We start from the raw sequence: 17,694 nt of genomic DNA, 5'->3' as shown, positions 1-17,694 counted from the left end.
AGCAATGAGCCGAGCCGGCCAGCACGACGCCCCGGGCAACGCGAACGGTGCCAAGGGCGCGGAGACCGGAACCGTCCCCGCACTGCTGGTGCTGGAGGACGGGCGGGCGTTCCGAGGCCGGTCCTTCGGCGCTCACGGCGAGACGCTGGGCGAGATCGTGTTCCAGACCGGGATGACGGGCTACCAGGAAACCCTCACCGACCCCTCGTACCACCGTCAGATCGTCGCCATGACCGCGCCGCACATCGGCAACACGGGCGTGAACGACGACGACCCGGAGTCGGGGCGGGTCTGGGTCGCGGGCTACGTCGTGCGGGAACCGGCCCGGATCCCGTCCAACTGGCGCGCCAAACGCACCCTCGACGCGGAACTACGCCGCCAGGGCGTCGTCGGCATCGCCATGCCCGGCACCCGGTCGCTCACCCGGCACCTGCGGGACCGGGGCGCGATGCGGGCCGCGATCAGCACCACCGAGACCGACCCGGTACGGCTGCGTGAGCGTGTCCTCGCGAGCCCGCCCATGTCCGGGGCCGACCTCGCCAACGAGGTCACCACCACAGAGCCCTACACCGTCCGTCCAACCGAGGGCGTCCCGGAACGCTTCCGGGTGACCGCCGTGGACCTGGGGATCAAGGCCATGACACCGCAGCGTCTCGCCGAACGAGGCTGCCTGGTGCGGGTCGTGCCCGCCGACGCGACCGTCGAGGACGTCTTGGCCGACGACCCCGACGGCGTCTTCTTCAGCAACGGCCCAGGGGACCCCGCCACCACTGACGGCCCCGTCGCGGTCATGCGTGCCGTCCTGGACGCCGGCGTGCCCCTCTTCGGCATCTGCTTCGGCAACCAGATCCTGGGACGCGCCCTCGGCCTGGGGACCTACAAGCTGCGGTTCGGCCATCGCGGCGTCAACCAGCCCGTGCGCGACGTGCACACCGGGCGGGTCTACATCACCAGTCACAACCACGGCTTCGCCGTCGACGCCCCCCTCGACGGTGCCTTCGACACGCCCTACGGGCGGGCGGAGGTGAGCCACATCGGCCTGAACGACCAGGTCGTCGAAGGCCTGCGGCTCCTGGACCGCCCGGCGTTCAGCGTTCAGTACCACCCGGAGGCCGCCGCCGGCCCGCACGACGCCGCGGCCCACTTCGATGCCTTCTGTGACCTCATGAGCAACCACGCGGGGGACGCGGCGACGACGACCCCCACCGCACCAACCGGAGGGGCCTGATGCCGCGCCGTAGTGACCTTGAATCCGTGCTTGTCATCGGTTCGGGGCCGATCGTCATCGGACAGGCGTGCGAGTTCGACTACTCGGGGACCCAGGCCTGCCGGGTCCTGAAGGACGAGGGCCTGCGAGTCATCCTGGTGAACTCCAACCCCGCCACGATCATGACGGACCCGGAGTTCGCCGACGCGACCTACGTCGAGCCGATCACCCCCGACTTCGTCGAGCGGGTCATCGCCAAGGAGCGTCCCGACGCGCTGCTGCCAACCCTCGGCGGACAGACGGCCCTGAACGCCGCCGTCGCCCTGCACGAGTCCGGTGTCCTGGACAAGTACCAGGTGGAGCTGATCGGGGCGGACTTCGACGCGATCCAGGCCGGCGAGGACCGCGAGACCTTCAAGGGGATCGTGGAGCGCGTCGGCGCGGAGTCGGCGCGCTCCCGGACCTGCCACACCATGGAGGAGTGCCTGGCCGCCGCGGAGGAGCTCAGCTACCCCGTCGTGGTCCGCCCGTCCTTCACCATGGGCGGGGCCGGGTCCGGGTTCGCCCACGACGAGCGGGAACTGCGTCGGATCGCCGGCACGGGCCTCACCCTCTCCCCGGTCACCGAGGTGCTCCTGGAGGAGTCCATCCTGGGCTGGAAGGAGTACGAGCTGGAGCTCATGCGCGACGCGAACGACAACGTCGTCGTGGTGTGCTCCATCGAGAACCTCGACCCGATGGGCGTCCACACCGGCGACTCGATCACGGTCGCCCCCGCGATGACGCTGACCGACCGCGAGTACCAGCGGATGCGCGACGTCGGCATCGCCGTCATCCGTGAGGTCGGTGTGGACACCGGCGGGTGTAACATCCAGTTCGCGGTCAACCCCGAGACGGGGCGGATGATCGTGATCGAGATGAACCCCCGGGTCTCCCGGTCCTCGGCGTTGGCCTCCAAGGCCACCGGCTTCCCCATCGCCAAGATCGCGGCCCGGCTCGCCGTGGGTTACACCCTCGACGAGATCCCCAACGACATCACGGAGAAGACCCCGGCGAGCTTCGAGCCCACCCTCGACTACGTGGTGGTCAAGGTGCCGCGATTCGCCTTCGAGAAGTTCCCGGGCGCCGACCCCGCGCTCACCACCACCATGAAGTCGGTCGGTGAGGCGATGGCGATCGGCCGTTCCTTCGCCGAGGCCCTGCAGAAGGCCATGCGGTCCCTGGAGAAGAGCGAGGTCGGGTTCACCTGGGCCGGTGCGCGCGGAGGCCCGGAGGAGCGCGCCGCGCTCGTCGCCGCCGCTGCCACGCCCACCGAGACCCGTCTGCGCACCGTGCAGCAGGCGTTTCGCGCGGGCGCGACCGTCGAGGAACTGCACCGGTCCACGCGCATCGACCCGTGGTTCCTGGACCAGATGCTGCTGTTGGAGGAGGCCGCCCGGGAACTCGCCGCCCGGCCACAACTGGACGCGGAGGCGCTGGTCGCGGTGAAGCGACTGGGCTTCTCCGACACCCAGATCGGCGAGATCGTCGGAAAGCCCGAGATGGTGATCCGCGAGCTGCGCGACGCGCTGGGCGTGCACCCGGTGTACCTGACCGTCGACACCTGCGCGGCGGAGTTCGCCGCGCAGACGCCCTACCTGTACTCCAGCTACGACGAGGAGACCGAGGTCCCACCCGGGAACAGGCCCAAGGTCATCATCCTGGGGTCGGGGCCGAACCGTATCGGTCAGGGCGTGGAGTTCGACTACAGCTGCGTGCACGCCTCCTTCGCGTTGCGGGAGGCCGGCTACGAGACGGTCATGGTCAACTGCAACCCCGAGACGGTGTCGACCGACTATGACACCAGCGACCGGCTCTACTTCGAGCCCCTCACCCTCGAGGACGTCCTCGAGGTGGTGCGGGCGGAGCAGGCGTCCGGCGAGGTCGTCGGTATCGTCGTGCAGCTCGGCGGCCAGACGCCGCTGGGTCTCGCGCGGGAGCTGAAGGCCGCCGGCGTCCCCATCGTGGGCACCACGCCGGAGAGCATCGACCTGGCCGAGGACCGCGGCGAGTTCGGCCGGGTCCTCGCCCAGGCGGGGCTGCCCGCCCCCAAGCACGGCATGGCGGCGTCGTTCGCGGAGGCCAAGGCCGTGGCCGACGAGATCGGTTACCCGGTGGTGGTGCGCCCGTCCTACGTTCTCGGTGGACGCGGTATGGAGATCGTCTACAGCGAGGAGCGGCTGCGGGAGTACGTCACCCAGAACGCGGAGGTCAGCGCCGACTACCCGGTCCTGGTCGACCGTTTCCTCGACGACGCCATCGAGATCGACGTGGACGCCCTCTATGACGGCCAGGACCTCTACCTGGGCGGCGTCATGGAGCACATCGAGGAGGCCGGCGTACACTCCGGGGACTCGGCGTGCGCGCTCCCCGCCGTCACCCTCGGCCGGGAGGACATCGAACGTATCCGCTACTCCACCGAGGCCATCGCCCGGGGGACGGCGGTCCGGGGCCTGCTCAACGTGCAGTACGCGCTCGCCTCCGGCGTCCTCTACGTCCTGGAGGCCAACCCCCGCGCGTCGCGGACGGTGCCGTTCGTGTCCAAGGCGACCGCCGTTCCGTTGGCCAAGGCCGCCGCCCGGGTGATGCTGGGGGCCACTATCGGCCAACTGCGCGCGGAGGGCCTGCTTCCGGCGACCGGGGACGGCGGGACCCTGCCCCTGGAGGCACCCGTCGCGGTGAAGGAGGCGGTGCTACCGTTCAACCGGTTCATCAGCCGCGACGGCGAGGGCGTGGACACCATCCTCGGTCCGGAGATGCGTTCCACCGGAGAGGTCATGGGCCTCGACACCGACTTCGGCGGCGCCTACGCCAAGTCCCAGCAGGCGGCGATCGGCAACCTGCCGACCCGGGGACGTGCGTTCGTCTCGGTCGCCAACCGTGACAAGCGCACCATGATCTTCCCGGTGAAGCGCCTCGCCGACCTCGGGTTCGAGATCCTGGCGACGGCGGGCACCGCGGAGGTGCTGCGACGCAACGGTGTCCGGGCCACGGTGGTGCGCAAGCTGAGCGAGGGAACCGGTCCCGACGGTGAACCGACTATTGTGCGACTGATCAATGATGGTTCAGTCGACCTGATCGTCAACACCCCCTTCGGCTCCGCCGGACAGTCGGGCCCCCGCCTCGACGGTTACGAGATCCGCACGGCCGCCATCGCCCGGTCCGTGCCGATCGTGACCACCGTGCAGGGGCTCGCCGCCGCGGTGCAGGGCGTCGAGGCCCTGGCCCGTGGCGAGGTCCAGGTGCGCTCCCTGCAGGAGCACGCCAAGGCGCTGCGGGGTGAGGGCGGAGAGGAGGATACGCATCCGGGTGAGTGACTTCCGACCCGTTCAGGTGCGCGTCCCGGTTCTCTCCGTGCGGCACATGGACTCCTATCACGCGATCACCGTCGTGGCGCCGTCCATCGCCGAGCGGTTCCGGTCGGGACAGTTCGTGGCGGTGGCGGTGGGCGGGGAGCATTCGAGCATGCTGCTGCGCCGTGTCTTCTCGATCCACGACGTCAAGCCCGACTTCGGCGGCACGGTCGAGTTCGTCTTCTCCGAGCGGGGAAACGGGACCGAGTGGCTGGCGGAGCGACGGGCGCGCGATCTCCTGGACGTGGTCGGTCCACTCGGACGCCCCTTCCCGCTGCCGCGGGACCCGGTCAACTGCGCGCTGGTGGGGGAGGAGCAGGGCGCGGCGGCTCTGTTCCCCCTCGCCAACACGTTGCGCCGCCGTGGGTGCCGGGTCGACTTCGCGTTGGGGGGCGCGACCGCGGACCGGGTGCTGGGCACCGCGCAGGCCCGCCGGCTCGGTGAGACGGTCTCGGTCGCGACCGGGGACGGGTCGGCCGGCACCCGTGGTGGCGTGCTCGACCTCGTCTCGCGTCTGATCGAGACCTCGCGCACCGAGGTCGTCTACGCGAGCGCGCCCGTCCCGGTCCTGCGTTCCGTGGCCGCGGTGGCGGAGAAGTACGACATCCCGGCCCAGGTCCGCGTGGAGGAGGCGATGGCCTGCGGCACGGGGGTCTGTATGGGGTGCGTCGTCCCCGTGGTCGGCGAGGACGGGATCACCCGCATGGCCCGCGCGTGCGTGGACGGGCCGGTGTTCCGCGCCGAGCGGTTGCGGTTCGGTGACGTCGGGACGATCCCCTTCGACGCGTTGGGGGCTCCTGGATGGAAGTCGGCGGTGGAGGACACCGCCGTACGTGAGGCGGGGTAGGGACAAGACATGCGTCCGGACCTCACGGTACGCCTGGGCTCGTGGGAAGCCCCCAACCCCGTGCTGACGGCCGCCGGTTGCGCGGGGACGGGAAGGGAGCTCGCCCCGTTCTGCGACCTCTCCCGGATCGGGGCCGTCACCACCAAGTCGGTGATGATCGAGCCGCGCGCCGGCAACCCCATGCCCCGGATGGCCGAGACACCCAGCGGCATGGTGAGCGCGCTCGGTCTGCAGGGGCCGGGGATCGACGTCCTGGTGCAACGCGACCTTCCCTGGCTGGTCTCCCAAGGCGCACGCGCGATCGTGTCCCTCGCCGGAAGCGGCCCCCAGGAGTACTCGGAACTCGCCCACCGTCTCGACGGTCTCTCGATCTGCGCCGTCGAGGTCAACCTGTCGTGTGTGAACCCGGCGAGCCAGGGACGACGCTTCGCCCACGAGCCGGCCGAGGCCGCCGCGGTGGTGCGTGCGGTGCGCGACGCGACGGCGGGGGACGTCCCGGTGTTCGCCAAGCTCGCGGTGGACGGCGTGGACCTTCGGGAGCTCGCCGAGGCGTGTGTCACGGCCGGAGCCGACGGACTGTCCCTGATCAACACCGTCCGCGGACTCGCGGTGAACATCGACACCCGCAGGCTCGCGGTCGCCGGCGGCAGCGAGCAGGGAGGCCTGTCGGGACCCGCCATTCGGCCCATCGCGCTCGCCGCCGTCCACGACGTACACGCGACCGTCCCGGACGTGCCCATCATCGGCATGGGCGGCGTGCGTTCGGGCACCGACGTCATGGAGTTCATGCTCGCCGGCGCCAGCGCCGTCGCCGTGGGCACCGCGATCGTGCATGACCCGGGAGCCGGTGAACGGATCCTGCGCGAGTTCACCGAGGGGCTGGAGCGGCGGGGGATCGAACGCGCCGCCGACCTCGTCGGTGCGGCGCACGGGGGCAACGAGTAACGCCACTCTCCTGCGAACCGGACGCGACTGCGGCACAGTGGGCCCGTGCGTCCGCCACAACCCGAACGCAACCGAAGGGAGAACGAACGTGAGCGCACCTATCGCCGTCGCGATCGACGCGCCGGAGATCGAGACCGCGGCTCGATGGGCCTCGGCCGTCGCGCCCCACGTGAGCACGGTGAAGGTCGGGCTGGGGTTGTTCCTGCGTTACGGCCCGGAGGTCGTCGCGACCGTTCGCGGCGCCAACCGGGTCGGCGTCTTCCTGGACCTCAAGCTCCACGACATCCCCGCCCAGGTCGAGAGCGCCGCGAAGGCGATGGGCCGGATCAAGCCGTCCATCCTGACCGTGCACGCCTCCGGCGGCGCCGACATGGTGCGTGCCGCGGTCGAGGCCGCGCCTGACACCGACATCGCGGCCGTCACGGTGCTGACGTCGCTCGATGAGGCCGCGCTGGCGAAGATCGGGATCCAGGGGCCGGCGCTCGACGCCGCGCGCCGTCTCGCCGCCCTCGCGGTCGGCGCGGGCGCGCGGGCGCTGGTGTGCTCCCCACACGAGGCCGCCGCGCTGCGCGCCGAGGTGGGGCCCGACGTCACGCTCATCACCCCCGGGGTGCGGCCCGCCGGCGCCGGGACGCAGGACCAGGCACGGGTGGCTACCCCGGAGGACGCCCTGCGGGCGGGGGCCGACCTGCTCGTGATCGGCCGGCCGATCACCGGGTCGAGCGACCCCGGCGCCGCGGCGGCCGCCATCGCGGCGGAGGTGGGCCGTGCGACGCCGACCGGGCGCGACTTAGGTCCCGGCGACCCGGAGGGGGTCGCGGGCCGCAGGCGGCGTCTGGGGGACGGCGCGGAGGCCCTGTGAGCAACCGTGATGCGTTGTTACGGGCCTTGGGTGGTCGGTGGTTCGGACGCCCGGAACCCACCGGGACGCACATGTCAGTGAAGTGTGTCACTATTCCTGGCATATCTTTCGGTGGGCCGTGTGCGCTTGATCTTTCCCGGCACTATCAGCTCTCTGTGGTTGGAACGCAACACAGAGTATTTGATGGCATTAAAAAGGGTTTGAAAGGCCACTTTGCGTTGCCGAACAGGGGCGGAACCTACTAACTTGCGCAGGCGTCCGCCCTCCACAACACACAGAAAACCGAGGTGACCTGGCGTGACCCTTCCTTCCCTCACACCGGAGCAACGCGACGCCGCTCTGGAGAAGGCCGCAATGGCCCGAAAGGCGCGTGCCGAAGTCAAGGCCCAACTGAAGCGGGGAGAGATCTCCCTGTCCGACGTCCTCTCCAAGGGTCAGGAGGACGACGTCATCGGCAAGATGAAGGTCTCGGCTCTCCTGGAGTCGCTTCCGGGCATCGGCAAGGTGCGTGCCAAGGAGATCATGCAGGATCTGCACATCGCCGAGTCCCGGCGGGTGCGTGGTCTCGGCGCCAACCAGCGCGCCGCGCTGGAGGAGCGCTACGGCACGGCCGCGTAGCACTCAGCGGCCTCACCGCCGAGCGACTCGGCCGAGAGGCTTCCGGGGCGGAGCCACATCGCGGCTCCGCCCCGTCCCCCACCCCCACGTGTGGCCACGTACCACGATGCGCTGGTAAAGCGCTAGGGTGTGCATCTGTCAGCAGCACACCGTCCGTGTGTCCGCCACCCGTCGTCGCGGGGTGATTCTCATGAGCCCCAAGGATGCCCACGGCCCGCAGGGCCCGGTCCCCGACGCGACCGACACGGCCGACGCGCGGCATCACCGTCGTTCGCGGGTCCGCCCGCAGGGGCAGGGGTCCGTGTCCAATCATCACACCGCTCAGCCGTTGTCCGCGCTGGTCGGGCCGTCGGCCGACGCCGCCCGGCTCACCGTTCTCTCCGGGCCCTCCGGGGTTGGTAAGAGCACGGTGGTGCGGGAGATCCGACGGCACCACCCCGAGGTGTGGCTCTCGGTCTCGGTCGCGACACGCGCGCCGCGGGTGGGGGAGCGGGACGGGGTCGAGTACTTCTTCGTGAGCGACGCCGAGTTCGACCGACTCGTCGCCGACGGGGACCTCCTGGAGTGGGCGGAGTTCGCCGGCAACCGGTACGGTACGCCGCGCTCGGCCGTGTTCTCTCGGCTGGAGTCCCAGCAGCCGGTGCTGCTGGAGATCGACCTCCAGGGCGCACGCCAGGTTCGACGCAGCATGCCCGACGCGCTCCTGGTGTTCCTGCGCCCGCCCTCCTGGGAGGAGCTGGTGCGGCGACTCACCGGCCGGGGAACCGAGGCTCCGGAGGTCGTCGAGCGGCGACTGCGCGCGGCCCGCGAGGAGCTGGCCGCTGAGGAGGAGTTCGACGTCACGCTGGTGAACTCGTCGGTGCAGGACGTCTGCGGTGAGCTGCTAGCGTGGATGATGGATCCAAACAGCCAGGACAGAGGGTAGACACGTGGCAGGAACACAGCCCACCGCCGAAGGCATCACCAACCCGCCCATCGATGAGCTCCTGGGCGTCGTTGACAGCAAGTACAGCCTGGTCATCATGGCCGCCAAGCGTGCGCGCCAGATCAACGCCTACTACGCCCAGCTCGGCGAGGGCCTGCTGGAGTACGTCGGACCGCTGGTCGAGACCCAGGTCCAGGAGAAGGCGCTGTCCATCGCGCTGCGTGAGACGAACGAGCACCTGCTCACCGCGGAGTCCTACGAAGGGCGCTGACCGCTTCGGTGCCGCCGACGGAGGACTCCGTGTCGAATCCTCCACCTGACGCGAATACCCTCGGAACCGTGAGTACACAGAGCGCGCCGCGAGTGGTCCTGGGTGTCGGAGGGGGCATCGCCGCATACAAGGTGTGCGAGCTCCTCCGACTCTTCGTCGAGTCGGGACACGAGGTGCGGGTGGTTCCCACCACCGACGCCCTGCGGTTCGTCGGCGAGCCCACCTGGGCCGCTCTGTCAGGGCAGCCCGTCGCCACGGACGTCTGGGACCAGGTGCACGAGGTGCCCCACGTTCGGATCGGACAGCGGGCCGACCTGGTCGTCGTGGCACCGGCCACCGCGGACCTGCTCGCTCGGGCCGCAGGAGGCCTGGCCAACGACCTCCTCACCAACACGCTGCTCACCGCCCGGTGCCCCGTGATGTTCGCGCCGGCGATGCACACCGAGATGTGGGAGCACCCCGCGACGCGGGAGAACGTCGCCCGCCTCCGTGACCGTGGCGCGATCGTGCTGGACCCCGCCGAGGGCCGGCTCACCGGCGCGGATTCGGGCAAGGGTCGCCTTCCCGACCCGCAGGCACTCTTCCTCGCGGCGCGGGCCGTCCTGCACCGCGCGGGCGCGAGCGCCGACCTCAGCGGACGCCACGTCGTGGTCTCGGCCGGGGGGACGCGGGAACCGCTGGACCCGGTGCGCTACCTCGGGAACAACTCCTCCGGTCGCCAGGGTTACGCACTCGCCGCCACCGCGGCGGCGCGGGGGGCGAAGGTCACTCTGGTCGCCGCCAACACCAGCCTGCCCGACCCGGCCGGGGTCGACGTTCGGCCGGTCGGGACGGCGCGGGAACTGAACGACGCGATGTTCGCCGCCGTTTCCGGACCGGAGCCGGTCGACGCGGTCGTCATGGCCGCCGCGGTCGCCGACTTCCGCCCCACCACCACGGCCGAGTCCAAGATCAAGAAGACGGGTGGCACGCCCACCATCGAGCTCGTGCCCAACCCCGACATCCTCGCCGCGCTCACCCGCGCGCGGGAGGCCGACGAACTCTCCGCCCGGGTCATCGTGGGGTTCGCCGCCGAGACCGACGACGTTCGTCGCAACGGCGAGGAGAAACTCAAGAGCAAGGGGTGTGACCTCCTGGTGGTCAACCAGGTGGGGCACGGCAAGGCGTTCGGGACCACCGACAACCAGGCCGTGGTCCTGGGCACCGACGGTTCGGCGGTGGAGATAGCGAAGGGCCCCAAGGAGGAGCTCGCCGACCGGGTGTGGGACCTCGTCGTGGACTGGCCGGCGTAACCGACTCCGTTCCGCCCGTTCGGCAGCGATTCCCGGCGATGTGACTCTCGGTAGTCGTCGTCGGGGGCGTGGTGGTCCCGGCGTCCGGCGGATGGGTGTGCTCCGGAAGCCTTCTGCGTTCCGGCGCTTCAAACGGCCGTGACCTGCGGTAATATCGACGTTGGCGGATTCGGTTCTTCGGGGTGGCGCTGCTCGTCTCGAAGGCTTCCCGACGTCGGTCTGCCCGGACTCGTCCACCGGGCGGGGGGGCGCGAAGCAAGGCGCCCATGTTGCGCGATCGGAGATGGCCTGCGCAGTCCGCGACAGTTTCAGGCGGTTTTTCGGCAGCTCAACCACGGGAGGAATTATCTTGTGTGAGCTCGGTCACGGTTCGATCGTGTGCCGTCTGAAGAGGTGTTTTGCGGACGAACCATCGTAAATCTGGCGATCGGGTGGATGTCGACCGTCGAGCTCTGGGTGGGTCTCGCCCGGGGGTGGACGGACCCGGCCAGTTACAGTGGTGGCGAAAACAAAACGACGTCTGTGAACTTGGGGCGACATCAGAGCGTGACGAACCCCAGGTAGCCGGCGTCCGACAACTGTCAGCCAGCAGCCGCTGCAAGGAGTCCCTCAACGTGTCCCGTCGCCTTTTCACTTCCGAGTCGGTCACCGAAGGTCACCCCGACAAGATGGCCGACCAGATCAGTGACGCGATCCTCGACGCGATGCTCACGGACGACCCCAAGAGCCGGGTCGCCGTCGAGACGCTGATCACTACTGGACAGGTACACATCGCCGGTGAGGTCACGACGCAGACCTACGTCGACATCCCGGACGTGATCCGTAAGAAGATCCTCGAGATCGGTTACGACTCCTCAGCCAAGGGTTTCGACGGAGTCTCCTGTGGAGTGTCGGTCTCCATCGACGCCCAGTCGCCCGACATCGCCCAGGGCGTCGACACCGCCTACGAGGCGCGGGTGGAGAACGAGGACGACGCTCTGGACAAGCAGGGTGCGGGCGACCAGGGCCTGATGTTCGGGTACGCCAACCGTGAGACCCCGGAACTCATGCCGCTGCCGATCCGGCTCGCGCACGCTCTCTCGGAGCAGTTGACCAAGGTCCGCAAGGGTGGTGTGGTTCCGTACCTGCGCCCGGACGGCAAGACCCAGGTCACCGTGGAGTACGAAGGCAACAAGCCGGTCCGCCTGGACACGGTGGTCGTCTCCAGCCAGCACGCCCCCGACATCAGCATCGACGAGCTCCTCACCCCGGACATCAAGGAGCACGTGATCGCGCCGGTCGTGGCGAACTATGGCCTGAGCGCGGACAACTACCGCCTGCTCGTCAACCCCACCGGCCGGTTCGAGATCGGTGGCCCGATGGGTGACGCGGGGCTGACCGGACGCAAGATCATCGTGGACACCTACGGTGGCTACGCCCGCCACGGTGGTGGCGCCTTCTCCGGCAAGGACCCGTCGAAGGTCGACCGTTCCGCCGCCTACGCCACCCGCTGGGTCGCCAAGAACATCGTCGCCGCCGGTCTCGCCGACAGCGCCGAAGTTCAGGTCGCCTACGCCATCGGCAAGGCCGCCCCGGTGGGCGTCTTCATCGAGACCTTCGGCACCGAGTCGGTCGCGCCGGACGTCATCGAGAAGGCCGTGCGTGAGGTCTTCGACCTCCGTCCCGCCGCGATCGTCCGTGACCTGGACTTGCTGCGTCCGGGCTACTCGGCCACCGCGGCCTACGGACACTTCGGTCGCGAGGACCAGGGCTTCACCTGGGAGCGCACCGACCGCGCCGCCGCCCTGAAGGCCGCTGTCGGAGCCTGATCTCCCGAACTCACGGACAGGTGGGGCCGCTCAACCGAGCGCGCCCCACCTGTGCGTTCCGTCCCCGTCTCCCACCGGGGAGCGATCTCGCGCCGCGCCCCGGCCAGCCGTGGCCGGGTGTCATGGCGCGGAGAGCACCGAGTGCGCTCTCCTGCCCATTAACGCGACCGTCCGAGGGTGTCGGGAGCGCGTGGCTTGGTCGCGATTCTGGTGGTACGACGTGGACCGTTCTGTCGCCCGTCAGGACCGGCGGGGTTCTGTGGACGTGGGGATGGCCGTCGGGTTAACGGACCGCCGGTGTAGATCAATGTCTGGTGTCGGCTCGCGTCGATCGCGGCGCGCGTCCGAACCCGTCGCCGGTGTGGGGCGGACTCCGGTGCCGTGCTCTGTGACTGCCGTTGGCGTCTTCCGTCCCCTTTCGGGTTCGGTCCGCCGAGGCGGGATGTCGGGGGTTTTCGCAGGTCGGTGGATGTCGGGTATGGAAAGTGCGCACGAGGGTGCCACGGCTGCGCGTCCCCGGGGCGCGACTTCCGTGCGGTGGGGTGGATCCGTGTCGCTGCCGAGCGTCCTCAACCGGCCACGTACAGGTTTCGGCGGGGACGTGTGGGCCTGCCCTGAGTCGCCGGAAAACGAGTAGGATCATCCCTGCCCGTGTGTTCCGAAACCCAGGGCCCGGCGCGGCTTTCGCGCGCGGAGAGCACCGGGCGCGACGCACACCGAGGCACGACCGACAAACGCACACGGCAGGGGCACAACTGTGGTGGCCACAGCGTCCGCGCTGCAGGTGGGGGCTCGACAACGCCCCCTGGGACGGCCCGTCTCCGGGGAGCACGCGTGACGGCGCCGGGACAACCGCGGCGCGTCTGGATCGTGATCTCCGCGGACGAGAGTTACGCCGACGTCACCGTCGACGGCGACGTTCGCCGGATCACCGGCGACTCACCCAAACGAACGCGTCGCCAGGCGTTGGAGGTCGCGCTCTCCCTGGCGGCCGCGACCGGGAACGACGTCGTGATCGACGCGGCCGACGCGCACAGTTCGTGGCGTCTCATGGCAACGCCCGGGGGTGTGATCCGCGAGCTGCGTCCCGACCCCCCGACCAAACGCTCACGCTTCCCGCTGCGTGGCGCCGTCGTGCTGGGTGTGGTCGCGCTGGCCGTCGTGGGCCTCGGGGCCGCGATCGCCGCACGTGTTCCACTTCCCTTCTCACCTTCCGCCGACCCCGAGGACTCCGATCGCGGCCGTGTGGAGCCCGGAGTGGATCGCGACGTCGAACTCGAGGCCAGGGGTGCCCCACCCGGGTACTCCGAGGACGCCGAGTGGCGGATCTCCATGGCCGGGGGGACGTCTCCCGCCGTGGCGCCGGACGGGGACACCCTCGTCGTCGTCACCCGGGACGAGGCTCTCGTCGCGCACACACCCGACGGTGAGCGTCAGTGGTCGCAACCGTTCGTCGCGGACGTCGAGGACGTCCAGGGCCCCATCCGCGTCGTCCCCATCGGGGGGGACGAATTCATCTCGGTGGTGACGAGCGACACCCTCTGGCTGTGGCCGCTGGATGGTGGCGACCCGGAGGAGTTGGCGCTCCCCGACGACGTCAGCGTCTCCTTCGCGGGCGGATCCCCGCTGCTCACGCACGAGGACGAGCCACCGATGATCCCCGTGGACGGCGAGTTCGTCGAGCTGTCCCTGCCCGAGGACGCACGCGCTCTGGCGTCCGACGGCCAACTGGTGGTAGCCGCCGAGGCGGGCGAAGCCTGGACGCTCGTCGAGCCGGGGGAGGACGCCGAGGCGGTCGACGCACAGGAGCCGGGCGACGCCGGAGACCTGACGCGCGTCCTGACGGCCTCGGCCGACCACGTCGTCGTGGAGTGGGAGAGCGAGGACGGTGACGACGACGAGTCCGTGATCGCGGTGCACGACGCGGAGGACGGATCGCTCATCGGCTCGGCCCTGATCAGCGACGACGACCGTGGTGACGAGGACCGGTGGCAGTCCGCCGAGGCGTGGGGAGCCTACGGCCCGCTCCTGGTCGACCTGAACGAAGGCGAAACCGAGGTCCAGCCAGGGTTCCATCCCGTGGGTGCCGCTGGGGAGGATCTCTACGGTGAATTGGACGGTGAGCTCACCGCGGTCGACGCGGACGGCTCGCTGTCCGAACTGGCCGGCGACACGGCTCGACCCTGGGGTCTCCTGGGTGGCAGGGCCGTCGTCGTCGCAGAGCGGGACATCTACGTCCTGCCCCCCGAATAGTCACCAGGAAGGAGAAGTATGTCCCCCCGTACCACTCGTACGGTAGGGATCGCCGCGGCTGGCTTGATCGCTTTCGGGTTCATGCCGGGAACCGCGTTCGCCGATGCGCAGGAGGAATCCCTCTCCGAGGCAGCGGTCAGCGCGATGCCCGTGCCGGAGTCGAACGGCTCCGCCGAGACGCTTCCGATCGAGGCCGAGCCGGCTCCGGAACCGGAGCCCGTCGAGCCAGAGCCGCTCCCCGAACCGGAGCCCCAGCTCTTGCCGATCGACCCGCCGATCGAACTCCCGGAGTTCGAACCGCCGGTGTTCGATCCGCCGCCGGACGATCCCCCGCCCGATGACCCGCCGCCAGAGGATCCTCCACCGGAGGACCCGCCGCCGGAGGATCCACCGGAGGACGACGATCCGCCGCCGGAGGATGACGATCCGCCGCCGGACGACAACGACGACCCGCCGCCCGGCGCGAACCCGCCGGACGACAACGAGGACCCGCCGGACGACGACGACCCGCCGCCGCCTCCGCCGGAGGACGACGATCCGATCGTCGACGTTCCCGCACCGCCGGACGACGACGGTGGAGAGGCGCCTCTCATCGTCGAGGTGCCCGACACCCACGTCTCCTCGGCGTCGGGTTCGGGAGGCGGAGAACAGCTTCCGCTGACCGGTCCAGGCACATCAGCCCTGTTCGCGGCCGGTGTGATGCTGGTCGGCTTCGGAGGGGCCACCGCGTTCGCGGCGCGCCGCAACGAGGCCTAGGACGAAGAAGAGCGCCCCCGCGGGGGACCGGTTGACCCGGGTCACCGTCCCCGCGGGGGCGCTTCGCGTTCACTCCACCGAGCGCGGTACGAGCCACGTGCCCCGCGCCGGATGGGCGCGGGGCACGTGGCCACGGTTTAGATGCGCACGGTGGTGCTGCGCACGATCTCGAACACGGGGTGCTTCGACGCTCGGGCCGCGAAGTCCTCCAACGGGGAGTCGGCGGACAGGCCGAACGCCCGCCCCACCACCAGCGCGCGAGCGCCGGACACGTAGTCCCGCAAGACCGGGGCGGCCCGCTCGGGTTCGACCTCCCGCACGGTGATGAGCTCGATCCACCCCCCGCGCCGGAGCGTCGCGAAACCGTCGGTGCGGATGTTACGGACCCAACCGACGGGCCCGTAGGGAGCGACCAGGAAGCGACCCTGAGGTCCCTCCACCAGGTCCACCGGTGTGGTCCGCAGGAAGCCCGACTGGTTGCCCCGCGTCGTGAGCAGATGTGTCGACGGTGGACCAAGGCCGAATCCCACCATGCCGGACACCACGGCGTTGACCGTGCGCCACGCTCTGGCCGCTCGGTTGCGTTTCCTGTCCTCCACCTGTATCCCTCCACACCATGCCACGCTGCCCGACCCCCACGGCGGGCCCCGACGTTCTAGCGGAACGCGGAAATCCCCGTCACCGCCTGCCCGATGCTCAGCGCGTGGATCTCCGCGGTGCCCTCGTAGGTCGCCACGGTCTCCAGGTTGAGCAGGTGCCGCAGCACCGGGTACTCCAGTGTGATGCCATTCGCGCCGTGAATGGACCGTGCCGCCGAGGCCACCCGTTGCGCCGCGGCCACGTTGGCGAGCTTCCCGAAGCTTACGTGGTGATGGTGGCACGACCCGGCGTCCTTCAGCCGACCGATGCGCAGCGCGGTGAGTCCCGCGTGGTTCACGTCGATCACCATGTCGGCAAGCTTCGCCTGGGTCATCTGGAACCCGCCGATGGGCCGCCCGAACTGTTCGCGGGTCGTCGCGTAGTCCAGGGCGGAGGAGTAGCAGGAACGCGCGGCTCCCACCACGCCCCAGAGGATCCCGTACCGGGCCTCGTTGAGGCAGGACAGGGGGCCACCCAGTCCCGCGGCCCCGGGCAATTGGGCCTCGGCGGGCAGGCGCACCCCGTCGAGGACGAGCTCGGAGGTGATCGAGGCTCGCAGGGACAACTTCGAGTGCACCACGTTCGTGGTGAATCCCGGGGACGTGGTCGGTACGAGGAAGCCGCGCACCCCGTCCTCGGTCTGTGCCCACACGACCGCCACGTCGGCGACCGAGCCGTTGGTGATCCACATCTTGGTGCCGTCGATCACCCAGTCGGTGCCGTCACGGCGCGCTCGCGTACGCATCGATCCCGGGTCGGAGCCGGAGTCCGGTTCGGTGAGACCGAAGCAGCCGATCAGTTCCCCACTGGCCATCCCGGGCAGCCACTGCTGCCGCTGCTCCTCCGACCCGTACTTGTGGATCGCCGCCATCGCCAGGGAGCCCTGGACCGACACGAAGCTGCGGATCCCGCTGTCGACCGCCTCCAACTCCCGACAGGCGATCCCGTAGGCGACGGCGCTCGTACCGGCGCACCCGTAGCCCTCCAGGTGCATGCCGAGCAGACCCAGATCCCCGAACGCCCGGGCGAGCGTCCGCGGCTCGGGAATCGTGCCCTCCTCGTACCACTGCGCGATGTGGGGCTCGAGCTCCCGTTTGGCGAAGTCCGCCACGGCGTCCCCGATCGCGCGCTCCTCTTCGGAGAGCTCTGACTCCAGGCCGAGAAAGTCACGTGGGTCGGGTGCTGCGGGACGCGAATCCTGGCTCACTGTGGGGGGCTCCTCTCTGGACGGTTCCCGGGCCCACCGCGCGAAGTCGGCGACCCGTTCGCTCCCAACCTAGCTTTCCGCCTCCCCGACGATCACCGGGGGAGAGCGCTATCTCGTGTCGACGGGCCTCGTCCCCGCGTGTCGCTACGGGAACCACGAGCCGCGTCGACTCCAGCGGTATCCGCGCCCGCCACCACTCCACTTCTCGCTCCGCGGCCGCACCGGTCGTGGACACGACCCCGCTCAGAAGCGTTCACGGGGGCGGTGCCGCGCGCCACCATCGCGATCCTCCGGGTAACATCCCGGCCCCCGGCCCGAAGGGGATGGGAGTAGTGACGTCGAGGCGCGACGATCCGGTGACGTGTGGGGCGGTCCATGGCGATGGGTGTCCACACCGCCGTGACCGCCCAGGAAGAGGCCAAAGCGACTCCGGACCGCCAGATCATCGCTCACGCCGGCGCGGGCCGCTGTGACCGCGTGCGTCGCGGCGAGACCCTCGACGCCACTAACACCGAGGAGGTCGCTCAGGTGCGGGCGGAGTCCTCGGCGCTCATCCGGCGTGCACGAGACGCCAGGTCATGAGCGCGACGGGCGAGCGTACGGGGAGCGACTCCGGGACCGCACCCGCTCCGCGCCGGCGGGGACGGCGACTCACCCACGGACACGCCCACG

At 70.2% G+C, this 17,694-nt stretch carries 15 protein-coding genes; 13 read left to right on the top strand and 2 right to left on the bottom strand.

The genetic code is table 11. The features are described 5' to 3' along the window. The first annotated feature begins 4 nt into the window (after positions 1-4). From carA to J4H86_RS05290, 12 genes are all read left to right on the top strand, one after another. On the top strand, positions 5-1,228 hold the full coding sequence (gene carA / locus J4H86_RS05345) for a glutamine-hydrolyzing carbamoyl-phosphate synthase small subunit (RefSeq protein WP_236542393.1): 1,224 nt from the start codon (positions 5-7) through the stop codon (positions 1,226-1,228). Continuing rightward, entirely contained in the window at positions 1,228-4,563 is a 3,336-nt protein-coding gene (carB, locus tag J4H86_RS05340; RefSeq protein WP_236542392.1) for a carbamoyl-phosphate synthase large subunit, read from the top strand. Before carA ends, carB begins: the two co-directional genes overlap by 1 nt. Next, positions 4,556-5,446 carry a dihydroorotate dehydrogenase electron transfer subunit gene (locus J4H86_RS05335; RefSeq protein WP_236542391.1) on the top strand — a complete coding sequence of 297 codons (891 nt, stop codon included), beginning with the start codon at positions 4,556-4,558 and terminating at the stop codon, positions 5,444-5,446. Before carB ends, J4H86_RS05335 begins: the two co-directional genes overlap by 8 nt. Before the next feature lie 9 nt (positions 5,447-5,455). Then, positions 5,456-6,391, top strand: a complete 936-nt coding sequence (locus J4H86_RS05330; RefSeq protein WP_236542390.1) for a dihydroorotate dehydrogenase — start codon at positions 5,456-5,458, stop codon at positions 6,389-6,391. A gap of 88 nt (positions 6,392-6,479) precedes the next feature. Continuing rightward, entirely contained in the window at positions 6,480-7,253 is a 774-nt protein-coding gene (gene pyrF, locus J4H86_RS05325) for an orotidine-5'-phosphate decarboxylase (protein WP_236542389.1), read from the top strand. Between the two features lie 297 nt (positions 7,254-7,550). Then, positions 7,551-7,871: an integration host factor, actinobacterial type gene (gene mihF / locus J4H86_RS05320; RefSeq protein WP_236542388.1), complete on the top strand. Its 321-nt coding sequence runs from the start codon at positions 7,551-7,553 to the stop codon at positions 7,869-7,871. 328 nt (positions 7,872-8,199) lie between these two features. Next, complete coding sequence (gmk, locus tag J4H86_RS05315; protein ID WP_394356501.1) at positions 8,200-8,796, top strand: guanylate kinase; 597 nt, start codon at positions 8,200-8,202, stop codon at positions 8,794-8,796. Positions 8,797-8,800: 4 nt separating this feature from the next. Beyond that, entirely contained in the window at positions 8,801-9,067 is a 267-nt protein-coding gene (gene rpoZ, locus J4H86_RS05310; protein ID WP_236542386.1) for a DNA-directed RNA polymerase subunit omega, read from the top strand. 92 nt (positions 9,068-9,159) lie between these two features. Further along, entirely contained in the window at positions 9,160-10,359 is a 1,200-nt protein-coding gene (gene coaBC, locus J4H86_RS05305; protein WP_236543913.1) for a bifunctional phosphopantothenoylcysteine decarboxylase/phosphopantothenate--cysteine ligase CoaBC, read from the top strand. Positions 10,360-10,973: 614 nt separating this feature from the next. After that, on the top strand, positions 10,974-12,167 hold the full coding sequence (metK, locus tag J4H86_RS05300; RefSeq protein WP_236542385.1) for a methionine adenosyltransferase: 1,194 nt from the start codon (positions 10,974-10,976) through the stop codon (positions 12,165-12,167). A gap of 834 nt (positions 12,168-13,001) precedes the next feature. After that, positions 13,002-14,420, top strand: a complete 1,419-nt coding sequence (locus J4H86_RS05295; RefSeq protein WP_236542384.1) for a hypothetical protein — start codon at positions 13,002-13,004, stop codon at positions 14,418-14,420. 18 nt (positions 14,421-14,438) lie between these two features. Then, positions 14,439-15,176, top strand: coding sequence for a hypothetical protein (locus J4H86_RS05290; RefSeq protein ID WP_236542383.1), 738 nt, complete (start codon positions 14,439-14,441; stop codon positions 15,174-15,176). Positions 15,177-15,313: 137 nt separating this feature from the next. Here the strand turns inward: J4H86_RS05290 and J4H86_RS05285 are convergent, their stop codons facing one another. After that, positions 15,314-15,775, bottom strand: a complete 462-nt coding sequence (locus J4H86_RS05285) for a nitroreductase/quinone reductase family protein (protein WP_394356451.1) — start codon at positions 15,773-15,775, stop codon at positions 15,314-15,316. A 56-nt stretch (positions 15,776-15,831) separates the two neighbouring features. Then, complete coding sequence (locus J4H86_RS05280; RefSeq protein WP_236542382.1) at positions 15,832-17,022, bottom strand: acyl-CoA dehydrogenase family protein; 1,191 nt, start codon at positions 17,020-17,022, stop codon at positions 15,832-15,834. A 375-nt stretch (positions 17,023-17,397) separates the two neighbouring features. Here J4H86_RS05280 and J4H86_RS05275 point away from each other — a divergent pair, with 375 nt between their 5' ends. Further along, positions 17,398-17,604 (top strand): hypothetical protein, encoded by a 207-nt coding sequence (locus J4H86_RS05275; RefSeq protein WP_236542381.1) that lies wholly within the window; start codon positions 17,398-17,400, stop codon positions 17,602-17,604. Positions 17,605-17,694: the final 90 nt, after the last annotated feature.

It is taken from the genome of Spiractinospora alimapuensis (assembly GCF_018437505.1).
GTDB classification, from domain to species: Bacteria; Actinomycetota; Actinomycetes; order Streptosporangiales; family Streptosporangiaceae; genus Spiractinospora; species Spiractinospora alimapuensis.
Note: the sequence above shows the minus strand (reverse complement) of the source record. Positions and strands in the feature narration are given on the sequence as shown.